A 21,505-nucleotide genomic window follows, 5' to 3' on the forward strand; every position below is an offset into this window, starting at 1 on the left:
CCCTTTCAAGCTGCTGAACGGATGCGGCTCATGTGGTGCGGCGGGGGCGGCGCGGAAAGCGCCGCGATCAGCCCTTCCATCGATGTCAAGTTATGCACCGGGCGGAATTCGTCAACGTGCGGCAGCATCATTTTGATGCCCTGCGCCTTGGCCTCGAAGGCGCTGTAACGCAGCAGCGGGTTGAGCCAGATCAGGCGGCGGCAGGAGCGGTGCAGCCGGTCCATCTCGAAGGCGAGCTTGGCGTCGGCCTCCCGCTCCAGCCCGTCTGATATTAGGAGCACGATGGCGCCCTGGCCGAGCACGCGCCGGCCCCACAGTTTGTTGAAGCTGTGCAGCGAGGTCGCGATGCGGGTGCCGCCGGCCCAGTCCTCCACCGACGAGGAACAGCTCGCCAGCGCTTCATCCGGATCGCGCGCCCGCAACGCCCGCGTCACATTGGTAAGCCTTGTGCCGAACAGGAACACGGACACCCGCTTGCGGGCGTCGGTGATGGCATGGAGGAAATGCAGGAACAGGCGGGTATATTCGCTCATCGACCCCGAGATATCCAAGAGCGCCACGATCGGCGCCGGCTTCTCGATCCGGCCGAGCTTTCTGATGTCGATGATCTCGCCGCCGGTGCGCAAGGAACTGCGCAGGGTGCGGCGCATGTCGAGCCGCAGCCCCTTGGCGTCGGGCTGGTAGCGCCGGGTGCGCAGTTCAGCCTGCGGCAGCTTCATATTGGCGATCGCGCGGGTGACCTCGGCGATCTCGGCCGCGCTCATCTGCGCAAAATCCTTCTTCTGCAAAATCTCCTTGTCGGAGACCGACAGCCGCAGTTCCTGCTCCTGCACTTGCTCCGCCTCGTCGCGCATCGACGGCTGCGCCAGCGCCTCCTGCACGCGGCGCGAGGCCGGCGGCGGCTTCTTCCTGGCGTGATCCGGCAGCGGCACCGAATCCAGCATGTGCTTCCAGTCTTCGGCGGCGCGGAAGAACAGGTCGAACGCCTGCGCAAAGATCAGCATATGCTCGTGACGCTTGACGAAGATCGCCTCCAGCGTGGCGTAGACGTCGGCACGGTTGCCGATCTCGATCGCCTGCAGCGCGTTGAGTGCATCGATCACGGCGCCGGGGCCAACGGGAATGCCGGCCGCGCGCAGCGCGCGGGCGAAGCCGACGACGTTGTCGGCCATATGCCCGGTCGGCGGATTGAGGTGATCGATGTTAGTCATGGTGCAACCCGTCACTCCGGGGCGCGCGACGCACGAGCTAATTCTCGCTCGTCGCTTCCTTCAGAACTTTTTGCAGCGTGTCGCCCTGCATCCGCGCGATGTCGTCCTGGTATTTCAACAGCGCGCCCAGCGTGTCGCCGACCATTTGCGGCGTCAGCGAACGGGCGTCGAGTTCGGTCAGCGCGGTGGCCCAGTCGATGGTCTCGGCCACCCCCGGCGACTTGTAGAAATCCTGGTCGCGCAGCGCCTGCACGAAGCGCACGACCTGCTGCGACAGCTTTGCGGAAATGCCCGGCACGCGCGACTTGACGATCGCCAGCTCGCGCTCGGCCTCGGGATAGTCGACCCAGTGGTAGAGACAGCGGCGCTTCAGCGCGTCGTGGATCTCGCGGGTACGGTTCGAGGTGATGATGACGATCGGCGGCTGCGGCGCCTTGATGGTGCCGAATTCGGGGATCGTGACCTGGAAGTCGCTGAGGATTTCCAGAAGATACGCCTCGAACGCCTCGTCGGCGCGGTCGAGTTCGTCGATCAAGAGCACCGGCGCGCCGGCCATATCCGGCTCCAGCGCCTGCAACAGCGGACGCTTGATCAGAAAGCGCTCGGCGAAAATATCCGACGACAATTGTTCGCGATCGGTATCGCCGGCGGCTTCCGCCAGCCGGATCGCAATCATCTGCGCCGCGCTGCTCCACTCATAGACCGCAGAGGCAACGTCCAGTCCCTCGTAGCATTGCAGGCGGATCAGCTTGCGCCCGAGCGCCGCCGACAGAACTTTTGCGATTTCGGTCTTGCCGACGCCGGCCTCGCCTTCGAGGAACAGCGGCCGGCCCATGCGCAGCGCCAGATAGGTCACCGTCGCCAGCGACCGCTCGGCCAGATAGCCACGCGAGGTCAACAGCTCGAGCATGCCATCGACGGATTTGGGCGGCGCCGATGCACTCATGGGAAAGCCAATCTTGATACGCCAGTAATCGGCAAACTTACTTCGCCGTCGCGGCTTCGACGGCGCGACGCGTCAGCACACCGATCAGATGCGCGCGATATTCGGCGCTGCCGTGCAGATCGCTGTTCAGCCCCTCGGCCGACACCGAGATGCCGTCGAGCACCTTGTGCGAAAAACGCTTCTTCAGCGCTTCCTCGAACGCGGTGGCGCGGAACACTCCGTCCGAGCCCGCGCCGGTGACGGCGACACGCACGTCGGACGGACGCTTGGCGACGAACACGCCAACCAGCGCGTAGCGCGAGGCCTGGTTACGGAATTTGATGTAGGCCGCCTTCTTCGCCAGCGGGAACATCACCTTGGTGATGATCTCGTCGCTCTCCAGCGCGGTCGTGAACAGGCCCTGGAAGAACTCTTCCGCCTTGAGGCGGCGCTTGTTGGTGACGATGGTGGCGCCGAGCGCGAGCACGGCGGCGGGATAATCCGCGGTCGGGTCGTTGTTGGCGAGCGAGCCGCCAAGGGTGCCCTTGTGGCGCACCGCGGGATCGCCGATTCCGCCGGCGAGTTCGGCGAGCGCCGGAATGGCTTCGCCGACGATCGGCGACGTCGCGACGTCGGCATGCCTGGCGGTCGCGCCGATCACCAGCGAACGGCCCTTCATCTCGATGGCGTCGAGCCCTTCGATATGGGAAAGGTCGATCAGATGCGGCGGACTGGCGAGCCGCTGCTTCATGACCGGCACCAGCGTATGGCCACCGGCAATCACCTTGGCGTCTTCGTTCTTCACCAGGAGATTGGCGGCCTGCCGCACGGTCGCCGGACGATGATATTTGAATTCGTACATTGAGAACTTCCTGATCGCGGTCGCGATAAAATCGATTTGTCGATTAAGCGGATTTGGCCATCGCCTTGGCGCCGGCGGCGATCGAGGTAACGATGTTCTGATAGCCGGTGCAGCGGCACAGATTGCCTTCGAGCTCCTCGCGGATGACGTGGTCCGAAAGATCGTTGCCCTTGCGATTGACGAGATCGACCGCGGTCATGATCATGCCGGGGGTGCAGAAGCCGCACTGCAGACCGTGGTGTTCGCGAAAAGCTTCCTGCATCGGATGCAGCGGCGCGCCGTCGGCGGCCAGCCCCTCGATGGTGCGGACCTCATGGCCGTCGGCCATGACCGCGAGCGTGGTGCAGGATTTCACCGCCTTGCCGTCGAGATGGACGACGCAGGCGCCGCACTGCGAAGTGTCGCAGCCGACATGGGTGCCCGTCAGCCGCAGATTTTCCCGCAGCAACTGGACCAGCAGGGTACGGGGATCGACATTGGCGTTTACGGGATTACCGTTCACGATCAGGGAAATCTTGGCCATCACCACTCTCTTGAGCTGCACCGCCGCATATCGACCGCGCAGGCGTTTAAAGTCATTCCAAAGGCCATAATATGGGCCATCCCGGTAATGAGCAACCTCAGGAGCCCCTCGCCTGGGGCATGCCTAATGGACCTGGCGGGACTGCGGGATGGGGCTTGAGGCGTACGTCAGAATCGGCCTTGCACGAGATCAGCCTTGCACGGCCTTGGCGAAATTGGCGAAGAACTCGTCGGCCAGTTTCTTGGCCGCGCCGTTGATCAGGCGCTGGCCGAGCTGGGCGAGCTTGCCGCCGATCTGGGCCTCGACATTATAGCTCAGCAGGGTGCCGCCATCCTTTTCGGCGAGCGCCACCGTGGCGCCCCCCTTGGCAAAGCCGGCGACGCCGCCCTCGCCTTCGCCCGAGATCCTGTAGCCATTGGGCGGATCGAGATCGCTCAAATTGACCTTGCCCTTGAAGCGGGCGGAGACCGGCCCGACCTTCATTTTGGCGGTGGCGCGGAAGCCGTTGTCTTCGGTCTTTTCCAGCTCCTCGCAGCCGGGAATGCAGGCCTTCAGCACTTCCGGATCGTTCAGCTTGGCCCACACGGCCTCGCGCGACGCCGCAAGCTGGACTTCGCCGTTCATCGTCATGGCCATGGGGATGTCTCCTGGATCGCTTCAACCTGATATCCCCAAGTAAAGCACGCCCGGGCCAAAAGAAAGGCCGCCTGACGCGATGGGCCATGCATATTCGCAACCGCAGCAAAGCCAGACCGACAAGGGCATTGGCAGCGACAGGCCGGAGTGGTTAGGTCGCGCGCAGATGAGCACGTCCCTTTCCCCCCTGCTGGCCCCGATGCTGTCGAGCGCGGCGATGCGCGCGGTCTGCGACGATGCCGCGGCCTTGCAAAACATGCTGGATTTCGAGGCGGTGCTGGCGCGCGCCGAGGCCGCGCTTGGGGTGATTCCGGCTGATGCCGCCGGCCCGATTGCGCAGGCGTGCCGCGCCGAATCATTCGACCTCGCGGCGCTGGCCGAAGCCGCGACGCGGTCCGGCAACCTCGCCATCCCGCTCGTCAAGGCGCTGACGGCCAACGTCGCCAAGGTGGATGCCGAGGCGGCGCGCTATGTGCATTGGGGCGCGACCAGCCAGGACGTCATCGACACCGGCACCATGCTCGGCCTTCGCGCCGGCATCGATGCGCTGCTTGTAGATATCGATCGCGCGATCGCGGGCTTTGCCGGACTGGCGCGTCAACACCGCCATACCGCCGTGGTCGCCCGCACCTGGCTGCAACATGCGCTGCCGATGCCGTTCGGGCTGAAGCTCGCCGAATATGCCGCGGCGCTGCACCGCTCGAAGCTGCGGCTGCAGCGCCTGCGCAGCGAGACGCTGGCGCTGCAGTTCGGCGGCGCGGCCGGCACGCTCGCCGCTCTCGGCGACAAGGGATGGCAAGTCGCGGAAAAGCTGGCCGAGGACCTCAACCTGCCCCTGCCCGACGCCCCCTGGCACACCCACCGCGACCGCATCGCGGAAGCGGCCTCGGTATTCGCCATCATCGCCGGCACCTGCGGCAAGATCGCACGCGATGTTTCGCTGATGATGCAGACCGATGTCGCCGAAGCCTTCGAACCATCGGGCGAAGGCCGTGGCGGCTCCTCCACCATGCCGCACAAGCGTAACCCCGTCGCGGCCGCCACTGCGCTGGCGGCGGCCACCATGGCGCCCAACCTCGCGGCGACGATCCTTGCGGCGCAGGTGCAGGACCATGAGCGCAGCGCCGGCCCCTGGCACGCGGAATGGCCGACGCTGCCGATGCTGCTGCTGGTCACCTCGGGCGCGCTGGCGGCAATTGTGGATATCGCCGAGGGGCTGGAAGTCGACACCGCGCGCATGCGCGCCAATCTCGATGCGACCGACGGCCTGATCATGGCCGAAGCCGTGACGATGCGGCTTGCCGAAAAGATCGGCAAGAGCGAGGCGCATCATCTGGTCGAGGCGGCCAGCAAGAAGGCGGTCAAGGACAAGAAGCATTTGCGCGACGTGCTGACGCAAGATTCGAAAATCACCGCGCAGCTTGGCGCCGAGAAAATCGCTGAACTTTTCGAGCCGATGGCCTATCAGGGCGCCTCGCAAGCCCTGATCGACCGCCTGCTCGCTGCGCTGGACGACAAATAAGAAGCCGGAGAACTGCCATGCCGATGATCGACGCCAACGGGTGCCTGCTCAACGTATCCGTCGAAGGCCGCGACGGCGGACCGACGCTGATGCTGTCGAATTCGCTGGGCTCGACCATGCAGATGTGGGAGCCGCAGATGAAAGCGCTGACGCAGGTGTTCCGCGTCATCCGCTACGACCGTCGCGGTCACGGCAAGTCGAGCGTGCCACCCGGGCCCTATTCACTGGAGCGCTTCGGCCGCGACGTGCTGGCGATCCTCGACGATCTCAACATCGCCAGGGCGCATTGGTGCGGCCTGTCGATGGGCGGCATGGTCGGGCAATGGCTGGGGGCCAACGCATCAGACAGATTCGGCAAGATCGTGCTGGCCAACACCACCTGCCATTACCCGGACCCGACGCGCTGGAACGACCGCATCAAGGCGGTAAAGGAAGGCGGCATCGCCGCGGTCGCCGACGCCGTGATGGCGGGCTGGCTGACGGCGGATTTTCGCGAGCGCGAGCCGCAGATCGCGGCCAACATGAAGGCGATGATGCTGGCCACGCCGGTCGAGGGCTACATTGCCTGCTGCGAGGCGCTGTCGACCCTCGACCAGCGCGAGCTGCTGCCCATGATCAAAAGCCCGACGCTGGTGATCGCCGGCCGCCACGACATGTCGACGACGGTCGCGGACGCCGAATTCATGCGCAGCCGGATTCCCGGCGCCAGCATGACCATCCTCGATGCGGCGCATATTTCGAACGTCGAGCAACCGCACGCCTTCACCGACGCGCTGGTGGGCTTTTTGACGCAACGATAAGAGGCCCCCAATGGACGACAATCAACGCCGCGACGACGGCATGGCCCAGCGCCGAAAAGTGCTCGGCAATGAATGGGTCGACAAGTCGATCAGAAACCGCAACGCGTTCAACACTGATTTCCAGGACCTGATCACCCGCTATGCCTGGGGCGATATCTGGACCCGGCCGCATTTCGACCACCGCACCCGCCGCGTGCTTGTCATCGGCACCATGGTGGCGCTGGGACAGTGGGATGAATTCCGCCTGCATGTGCGCGCAGCATTGGCAGAAGGCGGCTTCACGCCCGACGACATCAAGGAAATCCTGCTGCAGCAGGCGATCTATTGCGGCGTGCCGGCGGCCAACCACGCCGTCAAGGAGGCGAACGCGATCATCGCCGAACTGGGTTTGCTGAAGGGATAGCTCGGCCGGCGGCCGAGCACTCGTGTCCCGGACGCGGCGCAGCGCCTCTTGGCGGTGCTACGCAGAGCCGGGACCCAGATGCAGCCAACCTGGGTCCCGGCTCTGCGTCGCGTCACTTCGTGCCGCGCCGCGTCCGGGACACGAACTGCCATCAAGCCCGGCCATGACGATGGTGCGTGGTGCGCACAAAAGAAAAGCCCCACCTTGCGGCGGGGCCTTCTCTTACTCAATCACCAGTCCGGCCTAGCGGTCCTGATCAGGCATCTCCTTCCCCTGACGATTGGGGTCCTGCCCCTGACGGCCCGGATCCTGCTGCTGCTGGCCCGGCTTCTGGCCGCCGCCCTGCTGCTGACCGGGCTTCTGACCCGGGTTCTGGTTCTGCTGGCCCGGGTTCTGGTTCATTTTGGCCATTGGGGGATCTCCGTTGTTGACCATAGCTGGAGTAAACGGAGGGGTATGGCATTCGTTGCAAGGGAACGCCGGTTCCGCCGCGATCATTCCGCGGCAAAGGCGTGGCAGGACTGTGAGGTGGGAACTGCTGCGCAAAAACTAGCTCTGTACAAGCCAATTAAGCCGCAGCCGGCGCTGTTGCCGCCCTTGGTTCCCACTGTTAGAAAACGACACGACGCGTCGTCTTGGGCTGCCGGAGCTCTCGCCGCGTCACAAGCTCTAGCCACGGCAGCGCATGGATTATTTAGCCCAGCATCTACCCTATTTGGCCCAGCAACTGATCAATGGCCTCGTGCTCGGCTCGATCTACGGCCTGATCGCCATCGGCTACACGATGGTCTACGGCATCGTCGGCATGATCAATTTCGCCCATGGCGATATTTTCATGATCGGCGGCTTCATCGCGCTGATCACGTTCCTGATCCTGGTCTCGTTCGGCCTCACCACCATCCCCCTGATCCTGCTGGTCGTGCTTTTGGTATCGATGGCGATCACGGCACTCTATGGCTGGACCGTGGAGCGCATCGCCTACCGGCCGCTGCGGCACTCGTTCCGCCTGGCGCCGATGCTCTCGGCGATCGGTATGTCATTCGTACTGACCAATTATTCCCAGGTCGCGCAGGGCGCGCGCGTAAAACCGGTGCCGCCGATCATCACCGGCGGCTACACGCTGCATGAGAGCGCCGCGGGTTTCGCGGTGCAGCTTTCCAACATCCAGATCATCGTCGTCATCACCACCATCGTGCTGCTGGCGCTGTTCACCTGGCTGGTATCGAGCACGCGGCTCGGCCGCGACATGCGCGCCTGCGAGCAGGACCAGACCATGGCTTCGCTGCTCGGCGTCGACGTCGACCGCACCATTTCCATGACCTTCGTGATCGGCGCGGCGCTCGCCGCCGTCGCCGGCATGATGTACCTGCTCTATTACGGGCTGGTCGATTTCTTCATGGGCTTCGTCGCCGGCATCAAGGCGTTCACCGCCGCGGTCCTCGGCGGCATCGGCTCGCTGCCCGGCGCGATGCTGGGCGGTCTCCTGATCGGCCTGATCGAAACGCTGTGGTCGGCCTACTTCTCGGTCGAGTACAAGGACGTCGCCGCGTTCTCGATCCTCATCGTGGTCCTGATCTTCCTTCCGACCGGCCTGCTCGGCCGGCCTGAAGTCGAAAAAGTCTGACGGGCGGCAGCGTGAGCGCAACCCCCGCCGCCCCCAAGCAGGCCTCGCACGCTCCGGGCGTTGCCTTCATCCTCAAGAAGGCGCTGATCAGCGCGCTGGTCGGGCTGGTGCTATTTTCGCTGATGATCGGCGTGCGCACCGAAGCCGGACCGCAGGGACAGTTGATCTACTGGACGCGGTTCGGCGACCTCGCCGCGATGGTCGCGGCCGTGTTCGGCGGCAGCATCCTCGTCGAGTTGCTGCGGCAATGGTGGGGACCGGTCGGCACCGTCAGGATCGTGCCGCCTTCCGTGCAAAGCGCCCTCGCCGTCGCGCGCCGCGGCATCGCACCGGTGCTGCTGGTGTTCACGTTTCTGGTGCCGGTCCTGTTCTACGACGAGCGCTACATTCTCGACCTCGGCATCCTCGTGCTGACTTACGTGATGCTTGGATGGGGGCTGAACGTGGTGGTCGGCCTCGCCGGCCTGCTCGACCTCGGCTATGTCGCGTTCTACGCGGTCGGCGCCTATTCCTACGCGCTGCTGGCGACCAATTTCGGGCTGTCGTTCTGGATCTGCCTGCCGCTCGCCGGCATCCTCGCCGCCTTCTGGGGCGTGCTGCTCGGCTTTCCCGTGCTGCGGCTGCGCGGCGATTATCTCGCCATCGTCACGCTCGCCTTCGGCGAGATCATCCGCCTCGTCCTCATCAACTGGCAGAGCCTGACCGGCGGACCGAACGGCGTCACCGGCATTCCCCGGCCAACCCTGTTCGGCATTCCGCTCACACCGGCCGATGACGGGCTCGCGGCGATGCTCGGGATCGAATTCTCGCCGACCCACCGCATCGTGTTTCTGTTTTACATCATCCTGGCGCTGGCGCTGCTCACCAACTGGGTCACGATACGCCTGCGCCGCCTCCCCATCGGTCGTGCCTGGGAAGCTTTGCGCGAAGACGAAGTCGCCTGCCGCGCGCTCGGCATCAACACCACCACGACCAAACTCACGGCATTCGCGACCGGCGCCTTGTTCGGCGGATTGGCCGGCGCGTTCTTCGCGACGAGACAAGGGTTCATCAGCCCGGAATCCTTCACCTTCCATGAATCGGCGCTGGTGCTGGCGATCGTGGTGCTCGGCGGCATGGGCTCGCAACTCGGCGTGGCGCTGGCGGCACTGGCCATGATCGGCGGCTTCGAGCTGTTTCGCGGACTCGACCAGTACCGCATGCTGGTGTTCGGCATGGCAATGGTGCTGCTGATGATCTGGCGGCCGCGCGGCCTGATCGGCCACCGCGCGCCGACCGTGTTCCTGCAACGCAGCGAAGCCATCTCATCCGACCTCGTCAAGGAGGGACGATGAGCGGCGACCACATCCTGTCCGTCGATCGCCTGTCGATGCGCTTCGGCGGCATCGTCGCCGTCAACGAACTCTCCTTTAACGCCGAGCGGCGCAAGATCACCGCGCTGATCGGACCAAACGGCGCCGGCAAGACCACCGTCTTCAACTGCATCACCGGCTTCTACAAGCCGACCTCGGGCGCGATGCGGCTCACGCATGATGACGGGCGTGCGATCCAGCTCGAACGGCTGAACGATTTCCGAATTTCCAAACTCGCCCGGGTCGCGCGCACCTTCCAGAACATCCGGCTGTTTCCCGGCATGACGGCGCTGGAGAACCTGATGGTGGCCCAGCACAATGCGCTGATGCGCGCCTCCGGGCTGACATTTCTCGGCCTGATCGGCGCACCCTCCTGGCGCAATGCCGAGCAGGCTGCGATCGATCTGGCGCGGACCTGGCTCGACCGCATCGGCCTCCTGGATCGCGCCGACGATGCCGCCGGCAATTTGCCTTATGGCGACCAGCGGCGTCTGGAGATCGCGCGCGCGATGTGCACCCGGCCCGCGCTGCTCTGCCTCGACGAGCCGGCGGCCGGCCTCAACGCGCGCGAAAGCGCTGCCTTAAGCGAATTGTTGCTCTCGATCCGCACCGACCACGGCACCTCGATCCTCCTGATCGAGCACGACATGTCGGTGGTGATGGAAATCTCCGACCACGTCGTCGTGATGGATTACGGCGTGAAGATCGCCGAAGGCACGCCACAGCACATCCGCGACGATCCCAAGGTGATCGCCGCCTATCTCGGCGCCGACGAGGAAGAAGCCATCGCCGTGATGGAGAGCGGAACGTGACCGCGTCATCCAAAACTCCCCTGCTCGCGGTCCGCTCGCTGCGCGCGGCCTACGGCAAGATCGAGGCGCTGAAGGGCGTTGATCTCGACATCAACGCCGGCGAGATCGTCGCCCTGATCGGCGCCAACGGCGCCGGCAAGTCGACTCTGATGATGGCGATTTTCGGCCGGCCCCGCGCCCGCGCGGGCCGGATCGAATTCGACGGCCAGGACATTACCGGTGTGCCGACGCATGAGATCGCCAGGCTGCGCATCGCCCAGTCCCCCGAGGGCCGCCGCATCTTCCCGCGCATGAGCGTGGCGGAAAACCTGCAGATGGGCGCCGACGCGACCGATAGCAGCGAGGCCGATCGGGCGAGCGGCCTGGAACGCGTCTGCGCGCTGTTCCCGCGGCTCAAGGAACGCATGACCCAGCGCGGCGGCACGCTGTCCGGCGGCGAGCAGCAGATGCTGGCGATCGGCCGGGCCCTGATGAGCCGGCCGCGCCTGTTGATGCTGGATGAGCCGTCGCTGGGGCTGGCCCCCCTGATCGCGCGGCAGATTTTCGATGCGATCCGGACCCTGAACCGGCAGGACGGCCTGACCGTTCTGATCGTCGAACAAAACGCCAACCACGCGCTGAAACTGGCGCATCGTGGCTATGTCATGGTCAACGGCCTGATCACCCTGTCCGGAACCGGCAGCGAATTGCTGCAGCGCCCGGAAATCCGCGCCGCCTATCTGGAGGGCGGCCGGCGGGGGTAGCGGTCGGGAACGTTCCCCGGATGCTGCGCAGCGCGCCCTTGCGCGGTGCGCAGCTGATCCGGGGTCCATCTCTGGCAGGTCCCGGCTCTGCGGAGCAGCGCTGAAGGAGCGCTGCACCGCGTCCGGGACACGTACTGCGGCAAGATGAGGCGAACCAACCGTGCATTTGCCCGAAAATTGCCGATGACTTCGCGGCAAAATCAGCCGACAATAGGCGCGATTTTCGTACCCGGCCCGCCGGGTGCTTCCCGAAATCGAACTACCCGCGAGGATACCTCATGAAATCACTGAAACTCATCGGCCTGGCATTGGGCGCATCGTTGGCGCTTTCCACCACAGCGCTGGCGCAGGACATCTCCATCGCAGTTGTCGGCCCGATGACGGGCGGCGAATCCGCGTTCGGCCGGCAGATGAAGAACGGTGCCGAACAGGCGGTGGCCGACCTCAACGCCGCCGGCGGCGTGCTTGGCAAGAAGCTGGCGCTGCAGATCGGCGACGATGCCTGCGATCCCAAGCAGGCGCGTTCGGTGGCGGAAAAGTTCGCCAGCGCGAAGATCCCGTTCGTGGCCGGTCATTTCTGCTCGTCGTCGTCGATCCCGGCGTCGGAAGCCTACGCCGACGGCAACGTGCTGCAGATCACGCCGGCCTCGACCAACCCGCTGTTCACCGAGCGCAAGCTCTGGAACGTGGCGCGCGTCTGCGGCCGTGACGACCAGCAGGGCCTGGTTGCCGCCGACTACATCGTCAAGAACTACAAGGGCAAGAACGTCGCCATCCTCAACGACAAGACCACCTACGGCAAAGGCCTTGCCGACGAAACCAAGAAGGCGCTCAACAAGGCCGGCTTCACCGAGAAGATGTTCGAATCCTACAACAAGGGCGACAAGGACTTTAACTCGATCGTGTCCCGCCTGAAGCGCGACAACATCGATCTGGTCTTTGTCGGCGGCTACCATCAGGAAGCCGGCCTGATCCTGCGCCAGATGCGCGACCAGGGCCTCAAGACGGTGTTGATGGCCGGCGATGCCTTGAACGACAAGGAATTCGCATCCATCACGGGTCCGGCTGGCGAAGGCACGCTGTTCACCTTCGGTCCCGATCCCCGCAACAAGGCGACCGCGAAGGCGATCGTCGAGAAGTTCAAGGGCAAGAACATCGATCCCGAGGGCTACACCCTCTACACCTACGCCACGATGCAGGTCTGGGCGCAGGCGGTGGCGAAGGCGAAGACCACCGATCCGAAGAAGGTCATGGAGACCATCAAGGCCGGCGAATGGGACACCGTGCTCGGCAAGCTGGGCTTCGACGCCAAGGGCGACATCAAGGCGATCGACTACGTCGTCTACAAGTGGGACGCCAAGGGCAATTACACCGAGATCAATCCCAAGGGCTCCTGATCCCTTCATAGATCAGAACGTCAAACGCCCCGGCTTGCCGGGGCGTTTTCATTTTGGGTTCCAGATAATTTTCCGGTCACGGGAACAATTAGGTTCCCGCCGCATTGAGGACCGTTGGGCTGAGTTCCATGTCATTGATTCCACGACCTTAACCGTTATTCCAGCTTGATCTGCCGACGGGGCAGCGGTTCTATTTGTGAAATTGCATTATCTCAGCCGAGATTCGTGCGAACTGGCCGAGGAAACACTATGAGTGATTTTTCCCCTGGAGCATCACCCTCCGTTCGCCGGGTCGCCAAGCCCAAACCAGCCACCACCAACGGCACGTTAGACCCGATGCAGGATCTGTTGCACGCACTACAGGCGATGCGCGCGGGCGATTTCTCGGTACGGATGACCGGCGATCACCTCGGTATCGAGGGCAAGATCGCCGACACCTTCAACGAAATCGTCGCCGCCAACCAGCGAATGGCGCAGCAACTCGAGCACGTCGGCCAGGTCGTCGGCCGTGAAGGCAAGACGAGGCAGCGCGTCAAGTTCGACCTCTCGAGCGGCTCATGGGCGGACATGGAAGGCTCCGTCAACACGCTGATCGACGACCTGCTGTGGCCGACTCGCGAAGTCACGCGCGCGGTCGCGGCCGTGGCCCAGGGCGACCTGCTGCAAACCGTGAAACTCGACGTCGACGGCCGCCCGCTGGGCGGTGAATTTTTGCAGTCGGCCAACATCGTCAACACGATGATCAAGCAGCTTGGCGTGTTCACCTCGGAAGTGACGCGCGTGGCGCGCGAGGTCGGCACCGAAGGCAAGCTCGGCGGCCAGGCCCAGGTGCCCGAAGTGACCGGCGTCTGGAAGGACCTGACCGAGAGCGTCAACTCGATGGCCAACAACTTGACCGGCCAGGTCCGCAATATCGCCGAGGTCACCATCGCGGTGGCCAATGGCGACCTGTCGAAGAAGATCACGGTGGACGTCCGCGGCGAGATCCTGCAGCTCAAGGAAGCCATCAACACGATGGTGGACCAGCTCCGCTCCTTCGCTTCCGAGGTGACGCGCGTCGCCCGCGAAGTCGGCACCGACGGCAAGCTCGGCGGCCAGGCCATCGTCCCCGGCGTCGCCGGCACCTGGAAGGATCTGACCGACTCCGTCAACGCGATGTGCGGCAACCTCACCGCCCAGGTCCGCAACATCGCCAACGTCACCACCGCGGTCGCCCGCGGCGACCTCTCGCGCAAGATCACGGTGGACGTCCGCGGCGAAATCCTGGAGCTGAAGGACACCATCAACACGATGGTCGATCAGCTCAACTCGTTCGCATCAGAAGTGACCCGCGTCGCCCGCGAAGTCGGCACCGAAGGCAAGCTCGGCGGTCAGGCCCAGGTCCCCGGCGTCGCCGGCACCTGGAAGGACCTCACCGACAACGTCAACTTCATGGCCTCCAACCTGACGGCGCAAGTGCGCAACATCGCCGACGTCGCGACCGCGATTGCGGGCGGCGACCTCTCCAAGAAGATCACCGTGAACGTCTCGGGCGAAATCCTGCAGTTGAAGGAAACGCTCAACACGATGGTCGACCAGCTCAATGCCTTCGCGGGCGAAGTCACCCGCGTCGCGCGCGAAGTCGGCACCGAGGGGCGGCTCGGCGGTCAGGCCAACGTGCTCGGCGTCGCCGGCACCTGGAAGGACCTGACCGAGAGCGTCAACTCGATGGCGAGCAATTTGACGGCGCAGGTCCGCAACATCGCCGAGGTGACGACGGCGGTCGCCAACGGCGACCTGTCGAAGAAGATCACCGTGGACGTGCGCGGCGAAATTCTCGAGCTGAAGGACACCATCAACACGATGGTCGACCAGCTCAACGCCTTCGCCGGCGAAGTGACGCGCGTGGCGCGTGAAGTCGGCACCGAGGGCAAGCTCGGCGGCCAGGCCAACGTGCGCGGCGTCGCCGGCACCTGGAAGGACCTCACTGACAACGTCAATTCGATGGCCGGCAACCTCACCGCTCAGGTCCGCAACATCGCCGAGGTCGCCACCGCCGTCGCCAAAGGCGACCTGTCGAAGAAGATCACGGTCAACGTGTCAGGCGAAATCCTTCAGCTGAAGGAAACGCTGAACACGATGGTCGACCAGCTCAACGCGTTCGCCGGCGAAGTGACGCGCGTGGCGCGCGAGGTCGGCACCGACGGCAAGCTCGGCGGTCAGGCCGAAGTGCCCGGCGTCGCCGGCACCTGGAAGGATCTGACCGACTCCGTGAACTCGATGGCCGGCAACCTCACCGCTCAGGTCCGCAACATCGCCGAGGTCGCCACCGCGATCGCCGGCGGCGACCTGTCGCGCAAGATCACGGTCGACGTGCGCGGCGAGATCCTGCAGCTCAAGGAAACGCTGAACACGATGGTCGACCAGCTCAACCGCTTTGCGGGCGAAGTGACCCGCGTGGCGCGCGAGGTCGGCACCGAAGGGCGATTGGGCGGCCAGGCCAACGTGCCCGGTGTCGCCGGCACCTGGAAGGACCTCACCGACAACGTCAACTCGATGGCCGGCAACCTGACCGGCCAGGTCCGCAACATCGCCGAAGTCACGACCGCGGTGGCGAAGGGCGACCTGTCGAAGAAGATCACGGTCGACGTCAAGGGCGAAATTCTGGAACTGAAGAACACCGTCAACACGATGGTGGACCAGCTCAACGCGTTTGCATCGGAAGTCACCCGCGTGGCGCGCGAAGTCGGCACCGAAGGCAAGCTCGGCGGCCAGGCCCAGGTGCCTGAAGTGGCCGGCACCTGGAAAGACCTCACCGACAACGTCAACTTCATGGCTTCGAACCTGACCGCACAGGTCCGCAACATCGCCGAAGTCGCCACCGCCATCGCCGGCGGCGACCTGTCGAAGAAGATCACGGTCGACGTCCGCGGCGAAATCCTGCTGCTGAAAGACACCCTCAATACGATGGTCGAGCAGCTTCGCTCGTTCGCCGCCGAAGTGACGCGCGTGGCGCGCGAAGTCGGCACCGAGGGGCGGCTCGGCGGCCAGGCCGTGGTGCCCGGCGTCGGCGGCACCTGGAAGGATCTGACCGACAACGTCAACCTTTTGGCGGCCAACCTCACCACGCAGGTCCGCAACATCGCCGAAGTCACCACCGCCGTGGCCCGCGGCGACCTGTCGCGCAAGATCACGGTCGACGTGAAGGGCGAAATCCTCGAATTGAAAAACACCATCAACACGATGGTCGATCAGCTCAACGCCTTTGCCGGCGAAGTGACGCGCGTGGCGCGCGAAGTCGGTACCGAGGGCAAGCTCGGCGGTCAGGCGCAGGTCCCCGGCGTCGCCGGCACCTGGAAGGACCTCACCGACACCGTGAACTTCATGGCCGCCAATCTGACCGAACAGGTGCGCGGCATCGTCAAGGTCGTGACGGCGGTCGCCGACGGCGACCTGAAGCAGAACCTGACAGTCAAATCGAAGGGCGAAGTCGCAGCCCTTGCCGACACCATCAACAACATGACCGAGACGCTGGCTACCTTCGCCGATCAGGTCACCAGCGTGGCGCGCGAAGTCGGCGTCGAGGGACGCCTCGGCGGCCAGGCCAACGTGCCCGGCGCCGCCGGCACCTGGAAGGACCTCACCGGCAACGTCAACCTGCTCGCCGCCAACCTGACCTCTCAGGTGCGCGCGATCGCCGAGGTGGCGACCGCCGTGACCAAGGGCGACCTGACCCGCTCGATCCAGGTCGACGCCCGCGGCGAAGTGGCCGAACTCAAAGACAACATCAATACGATGATCGGCAACCTGCGCCTGACGACGCAGGTGAATACCGAACAGGACTGGCTGAAGACCAACCTCGCCAGGTTCACCAACATGCTGCAGGGCCTGCGCGACCTCTCCACCGTCGGCCGGCTGCTGCTGACCGAACTGGCGCCGCTGATCAACGCACATATGGGCGTGATCTATCAGACCGAGAATGCCGATAGCCCGCAGTTGCGCCTGCTCTCGGCCTATGCCGGCGATGGGGCCAATCCGCATCCGCAAGTCGTGCAATTCGGCGAGGGGCTGATCGGCCAATGCGCGATGGACAAGCGTCAGCGGCTGGTGGCGGACATCCCGAGCGATACTGCGCCGATCAATTCGGGGCTGTTGCGGGTGATCCCGAAGAATATCGTCGTGCTTCCGGTGCTGTTCGAGAACCAGGTCAAGGCGGTGATCGAACTGTCTTCGATCAGTTCGTTCACGACCTCGCAGATGATCTTCCTCGAACAGCTCACCGACTCTATCGGCATCGTGCTCAACTCGATCGAGGCCACGATGCAGACCGAGGGCTTGCTGAAACAGTCCCAACAGCTCGCCGGCGAACTGCAGACGCAGCAGAAGGAATTGCAGCAGACCAACGAACAGCTCGAACAGAAGGCTCAGCAGCTTGCCGAGCGCAACGTCGAGGTGGAAAGAAAGAACCAGGAAATCGAACAGGCGCGGCGCGCGCTCGAAGAAAAGGCGACCGAGCTTTCGCTGACCTCGAAGTACAAGTCCGAATTCCTCGCCAACATGTCGCATGAGCTGCGCACGCCGCTCAACAGCATCCTGATCCTCGGCCAGCAGCTGACCGAAAATCCGGACGGCAATCTGTCGGCAAAACAGGTCGAATTCGCCCGCACCATTCACGGCGCCGGCACCGACCTGCTCAACCTGATCAGCGACATCCTCGACCTGTCGAAGATCGAATCCGGCACGGTGACGGTCGATGCCGAGGAGATCCTGACATCGAGCCTGCTGGAGACCGTCGGACGGCCGTTCAAGCACGAGGCCGAAAACCGCCATCTCTCGTTCAACATCGATGTCGACGAGAACCTCGCCCGCAGCATGGTGACCGACTCCAAGCGCCTGCAGCAGGTTCTCAAGAACCTGCTGTCGAACGCGTTCAAGTTCACCGCGGAGGGCGGCGTGAAGCTGAACGTATCGGCCGCCGTCGGCGGCTGGAGCGCCGAGCACCCGATCCTCAATAGCGCGCCCGCCGTCGTCGCCTTCGAGGTGACCGACACCGGCATCGGAATTCCGCTGGAGAAACAGAAGCTGATCTTCGAGGCGTTCCAGCAGGCGGACGCCGGCACCAGCCGGAAATACGGCGGCACCGGCCTCGGCCTTGCCATCAGCCGCGAACTCGCGAGCCTGCTCGGCGGCGAAATTCATCTGCGCAGCGCGCCCGGCAAGGGCTCTACCTTCGTGCTTTATCTGCCGCTGACATATTCCGGTCCCACCGTTGCCCCGCGCTCCCCTGCCCCGTCATCCTTCTCCCAGACACCGGCGCTGCAGGGTGCGGTAACCCAGGAGCGGGTCGTCGAACAATTGCCGGACGACCGCCTCGACCTCGCGCCGGGAGATACCATCCTGCTGATCGTCGAGGACGATCCGCATTATGCGCGGGTGCTGATCGATCTGGCGCGCGACAAGGGCTTTAAGGTGCTGGTCGCCAGCCGCGGTGCCGAAGCGCTCGAACTCGCCAAGCAGTTCCAGCCGGCCGCGGTTTCGCTCGACGTATTCCTGCCGGACATGCTGGGCTGGACCGTGCTGAGCCAGCTCAAGCACAATCCGCTGACGCGGCACATTCCGGTCCAGATCATCACGCTCGACGAAGACCGTCAGCATGCGCTGGCGCGCGGCGCGTTTTCCTTCGTCAACAAGCCGACGACGACCGAGGGCGTTAGCGCGGCGCTGTCGCAGATCAAGGAATACGCAAAACCCCGACGCAAGCGCCTTTTGATCGTGGAGGACAATGCCGCCGAACAGATGAGCATCACCGAATTGCTCGGGCACGACGACATCGAGATCCTCACCGCCGACACCGGCGCCGATGCATTGTCCACATTGCGGAACCAGCCGTGCGACTGCGTCGTGCTCGATCTGCGGCTGCCGGACATGAGCGGCTTCGAGGTGCTCGACCGGCTTCGCAACGACGAGCAACTATCGAACGTGCCGGTCGTGGTGTTCACGGGGCGGGAACTATCGGCCGAGGAAGATGCGGAACTTCACACCATGGCGAGGAGCATCGTCGTGAAAGGCGTCGAGTCGCCGGAACGCCTGCTCGACGAAACGTCGCTGTTTTTGCACCGTGTGATCACGGAATTGCCGGTCGAGAAGCAGAGGATGCTCGAAAAGCTCAATAGTTCCGATGAGGATCTCGTTGGCAAAACCGCACTCCTGGTGGACGACGACGCACGTAATATCTTCGCGCTATCGAGCGTGTTAGAACGGCGCGGCATGAAGGTGCTGACCGCGACGACGGGCCACGAGGCCATTGCGCTGGTCGAGTCCAATTCGAATATCGCAATCGTGCTGATGGATATCATGATGCCGCAGATGGATGGATATCAGACCATCGGCGTCATCAGGCAAGACCCGTCCTTCGGCCGCCTTCCGATCATTGCGCTGACCGCCAAGGCGATGAAGGGCGACCGCGAGAAATGTCTCGAAGCCGGCGCTTCGGACTATCTCGCCAAGCCCGTCAATACCGAGCAGTTGCTGCTCGCGATACGAATGTGGTTGCACCGCTGACCGGCGTAAACAGATGATGGACCAAGACAAGGTAAATATTCTTCTGGTTGACGACCAGCCGGCGAAGCTGCTCGCCTATGAGGTCATCCTGAAGGAACTCGGCGAGAATCTGGTCAAGGCTTCGTCCGGGCGCGAAGCGCTCGAGTTCCTGCTCAAGAACGATGTCGCCATCATCCTGGTCGACGTCTGCATGCCGGAACTGGACGGGTTCGAACTGGCCGCGATGATCCGCGAACATCCCCGATTCCAGAAGACGGCGATGATATTCATCTCCGCCATACAGGTCAGCGACATCGACCGGCTGCGCGGCTACGAAATGGGTGCGGTCGACTACGTCCCGGTGCCGGTCGTGCCGGAGGTGTTGCGCGCCAAGATCAAGGTTTTTGCGGAGCTCTATCGCAAGACGCGCCAACTCGAGCGCCTCAACGTCGAGCTCGAAGACCGCGTTCGCGCCCGTACCGCCGAACTGGAGGAATCGCACGCAAGGCTTTTGGAAAGCGAGCAGCGCCGCAGCCTTGCGATCGCCGCCGGAAAGATGGGATCGTGGGACTGGGACTGGGTCAATGGCGACTGGATGTGGGACGAAGGCCAGTATCAGATCCTCGGCATCGATCCCGGCAAGTTCGAACTGACGCCGGCCAATATCCAGGCGCTGTTTCATCCCGACGACGTTCATGAACTGCACGAGGCGTGGGCGAGCTTCGCCCGAGGCGCGAAATCATACGAAGCGGAATTCCGCGTGGTCCGGCCGACCGGCGAGGTGCGCTGGTGCGCGGGAACGGCGGCGGCAAGCATCGACAAGGGCGGCCGTGTCATCCGCGTCAGCGGCGTCACCGTCGATATCACCGAGCGCAAGCAGGCCGAGGAGCGTCAGAACCTGCTGGCGCGGGAGGTCGATCACCGCGCCAAGAACGCGCTGGCGCTGGCGCAATCCATCGTCCGGCTGACGCGCGGCGAGAACGTAAAGACCTACATCCGTTCGGTCGAAGGACGGATCAACGCGCTGGCGCGGGTGCACACCGTGCTTTCGCTATCGAGCTGGCAAGGCGCCGAAATAAGAAGACTGATCGACGAGGAGCTGGCGCCCTATTCCACCGGCGAACAGATCGACTTGTCCGGTCCGGAGGTCCAATTCGAGCCGGCGACGGCTCAGACCGTCGCGCTGGCGCTGCACGAGCTCGTCACCAATTCGGCAAAGTACGGCGCGCTGTCGGCGCTGTCGGGCCGGCTGTCGGTGAGCTGGGAAAACCAGGCAGGCCTTCTCAAGATCACATGGGTGGAGACCGGCGGGCCGCCGGTCGAGAAACCGGTATCGCGCGGGTTCGGAACGCGCAGCGTGATCGCCAGCATCGAGTCGCAGCTCGGCGGCCAGGCCGAATTCGACTGGCGCCCGGAGGGCCTCGTTTGCTGCCTTTCGGTCCCCCTGTCGCAACGGCAGTTTGCCGCCGATCCGGTCCCGCTCCGCGAGATCGCCGTCGACGGCAACGGCTTGCGACGCGCCGAGCGGTAACCGGGCGCTTGAAGCGTCAGCCAGCAATGAAAGCAGACTATTCCGGATGTTCTATCGCGCCGCCGCTACGACGGCACCGGCCGATTGCCGGAGCGCCCCCTGCGCCGCTTCGATCGCGCGCATCAAATCCGGCGGACGAAACGGCTTCTGCAGACAGACAACGCCGGAGAGCTCAGGCGTTTCGGACAGAAAGTCCAGCGCGGTCATTCCTGAAATCGCAATCACGGGCAGGCCCGGCGCGCGCCCGCGCAGCGTTGTGATCAGATCGGAGCCGTTGGTGCCCTGCAGAAAGATATCGACGATCGCGAGATCGAAGCTTGCTTCCTCGAACAGCTTCAACGCGGATGCTGCGCTTTCTGCCTCGACGATTTCGAAATGATGGATGCGCAGCACGATGGAAATCATCGCACGAACGTCAGCCTGATCGTCAACAACAAGCACGCGGGGCATCGAAGTCTCCCGGATCGGTCGTGCAGCAGCTTACGATGAAAATTCGCGGATTTCGGCGGTTCCGCGGGCATTATTCAGCCGGTCGGTAAAGAGGCGGTTACCCCGCCTGTCGAGTTCCCCGCCAGGCTTCGTCAGGTAATATGTAGCCTTGAGTTGATTCCCGCGCAGGCGACGCTAGCGTAGCCTCGGGGCTGC

General features: G+C 64.1%; 17 protein-coding genes. 10 read left to right on the forward strand and 7 right to left on the reverse strand.

Going from position 1 to position 21,505, the window contains the following annotated elements:
* Nucleotides 1-5: 5 nt before the first annotated feature.
* The 5 genes from V1279_RS20905 to V1279_RS20925 all read right to left on the reverse strand — a co-directional run bounded on the left by V1279_RS20905 (nucleotide 6) and on the right by V1279_RS20925 (nucleotide 4,157).
* Nucleotides 6-1,211: a vWA domain-containing protein gene (locus V1279_RS20905; protein WP_334439571.1), complete on the reverse strand. Its 1,206-nt coding sequence runs from the start codon at nucleotides 1,209-1,211 to the stop codon at nucleotides 6-8.
* Between the two features lie 37 nt (nucleotides 1,212-1,248).
* The gene (locus tag V1279_RS20910) at nucleotides 1,249-2,157 is read right to left on the reverse strand and encodes an AAA family ATPase (protein WP_334439573.1); all 909 of its coding nucleotides are present in this window, start codon (nucleotides 2,155-2,157) and stop codon (nucleotides 1,249-1,251) included.
* A gap of 37 nt (nucleotides 2,158-2,194) precedes the next feature.
* The gene (locus V1279_RS20915) at nucleotides 2,195-2,998 is read right to left on the reverse strand and encodes an FAD binding domain-containing protein (RefSeq protein WP_334439575.1); all 804 of its coding nucleotides are present in this window, start codon (nucleotides 2,996-2,998) and stop codon (nucleotides 2,195-2,197) included.
* A 43-nt stretch (nucleotides 2,999-3,041) separates the two neighbouring features.
* Nucleotides 3,042-3,521, reverse strand: coding sequence for a (2Fe-2S)-binding protein (locus V1279_RS20920; RefSeq protein ID WP_334439577.1), 480 nt, complete (start codon nucleotides 3,519-3,521; stop codon nucleotides 3,042-3,044).
* A 189-nt stretch (nucleotides 3,522-3,710) separates the two neighbouring features.
* Entirely contained in the window at nucleotides 3,711-4,157 is a 447-nt protein-coding gene (locus tag V1279_RS20925; protein WP_334439579.1) for an SRPBCC family protein, read from the reverse strand.
* 166 nt (nucleotides 4,158-4,323) lie between these two features.
* On the opposite strand from V1279_RS20925, the gene V1279_RS20930 reads away from it, so the two are divergent.
* Genes V1279_RS20930 through V1279_RS20940 form a run of 3 tightly spaced genes read left to right on the forward strand, consistent with a single transcriptional unit; the run spans nucleotide 4,324 to nucleotide 6,882 of the window.
* A complete protein-coding gene (locus V1279_RS20930) occupies nucleotides 4,324-5,679 on the forward strand; it encodes a 3-carboxy-cis,cis-muconate cycloisomerase (protein ID WP_334439582.1) in 1,356 nt (451 codons plus the stop codon).
* Nucleotides 5,680-5,696: 17 nt separating this feature from the next.
* Nucleotides 5,697-6,479: a 3-oxoadipate enol-lactonase gene (gene pcaD, locus V1279_RS20935; RefSeq protein WP_334439585.1), complete on the forward strand. Its 783-nt coding sequence runs from the start codon at nucleotides 5,697-5,699 to the stop codon at nucleotides 6,477-6,479.
* A 10-nt stretch (nucleotides 6,480-6,489) separates the two neighbouring features.
* Nucleotides 6,490-6,882 (forward strand): carboxymuconolactone decarboxylase family protein, encoded by a 393-nt coding sequence (locus tag V1279_RS20940; protein ID WP_334439588.1) that lies wholly within the window; start codon nucleotides 6,490-6,492, stop codon nucleotides 6,880-6,882.
* Between the two features lie 243 nt (nucleotides 6,883-7,125).
* Here the strand turns inward: V1279_RS20940 and V1279_RS20945 are convergent, their stop codons facing one another.
* On the reverse strand, nucleotides 7,126-7,293 hold the full coding sequence (locus V1279_RS20945) for a hypothetical protein (RefSeq protein ID WP_334439591.1): 168 nt from the start codon (nucleotides 7,291-7,293) through the stop codon (nucleotides 7,126-7,128).
* A 274-nt stretch (nucleotides 7,294-7,567) separates the two neighbouring features.
* Between V1279_RS20945 and V1279_RS20950 the strand changes: the two genes are divergently transcribed.
* The 7 genes from V1279_RS20950 (at nucleotide 7,568) to V1279_RS20980 (ending at nucleotide 20,860) form a co-directional block, all read left to right on the forward strand.
* Nucleotides 7,568-8,506 (forward strand): ABC transporter permease subunit, encoded by a 939-nt coding sequence (locus V1279_RS20950; protein WP_334439594.1) that lies wholly within the window; start codon nucleotides 7,568-7,570, stop codon nucleotides 8,504-8,506.
* Between the two features lie 11 nt (nucleotides 8,507-8,517).
* Nucleotides 8,518-9,840 (forward strand): high-affinity branched-chain amino acid ABC transporter permease LivM, encoded by a 1,323-nt coding sequence (livM, locus tag V1279_RS20955; RefSeq protein ID WP_334439596.1) that lies wholly within the window; start codon nucleotides 8,518-8,520, stop codon nucleotides 9,838-9,840.
* A complete protein-coding gene (locus V1279_RS20960) occupies nucleotides 9,837-10,670 on the forward strand; it encodes an ABC transporter ATP-binding protein (protein WP_334439599.1) in 834 nt (277 codons plus the stop codon). Before livM ends, V1279_RS20960 begins: the two co-directional genes overlap by 4 nt.
* Nucleotides 10,667-11,413 (forward strand): ABC transporter ATP-binding protein, encoded by a 747-nt coding sequence (locus V1279_RS20965; protein WP_334439601.1) that lies wholly within the window; start codon nucleotides 10,667-10,669, stop codon nucleotides 11,411-11,413. The genes V1279_RS20960 and V1279_RS20965 overlap by 4 nt, the downstream gene beginning before the upstream one ends.
* Before the next feature lie 278 nt (nucleotides 11,414-11,691).
* The gene (locus V1279_RS20970) at nucleotides 11,692-12,810 is read left to right on the forward strand and encodes a branched-chain amino acid ABC transporter substrate-binding protein (protein WP_334439603.1); all 1,119 of its coding nucleotides are present in this window, start codon (nucleotides 11,692-11,694) and stop codon (nucleotides 12,808-12,810) included.
* Nucleotides 12,811-13,059: 249 nt separating this feature from the next.
* Nucleotides 13,060-19,350, forward strand: a complete 6,291-nt coding sequence (locus V1279_RS20975; protein WP_334439605.1) for a HAMP domain-containing protein — start codon at nucleotides 13,060-13,062, stop codon at nucleotides 19,348-19,350.
* Nucleotides 19,351-19,366: 16 nt separating this feature from the next.
* Complete coding sequence (locus tag V1279_RS20980; RefSeq protein WP_334446499.1) at nucleotides 19,367-20,860, forward strand: sensor histidine kinase; 1,494 nt, start codon at nucleotides 19,367-19,369, stop codon at nucleotides 20,858-20,860.
* 51 nt (nucleotides 20,861-20,911) lie between these two features.
* On the opposite strand, the gene V1279_RS20985 is transcribed toward V1279_RS20980, so the two are convergent.
* The gene (locus V1279_RS20985; protein WP_334439607.1) at nucleotides 20,912-21,310 is read right to left on the reverse strand and encodes a response regulator; all 399 of its coding nucleotides are present in this window, start codon (nucleotides 21,308-21,310) and stop codon (nucleotides 20,912-20,914) included.
* Nucleotides 21,311-21,505: the final 195 nt, after the last annotated feature.

The sequence above is a fragment of the Bradyrhizobium sp. AZCC 1610 genome, from assembly GCF_036924515.1.
In the GTDB taxonomy this organism is placed as follows: Bacteria; Pseudomonadota; Alphaproteobacteria; order Rhizobiales; family Xanthobacteraceae; genus Bradyrhizobium.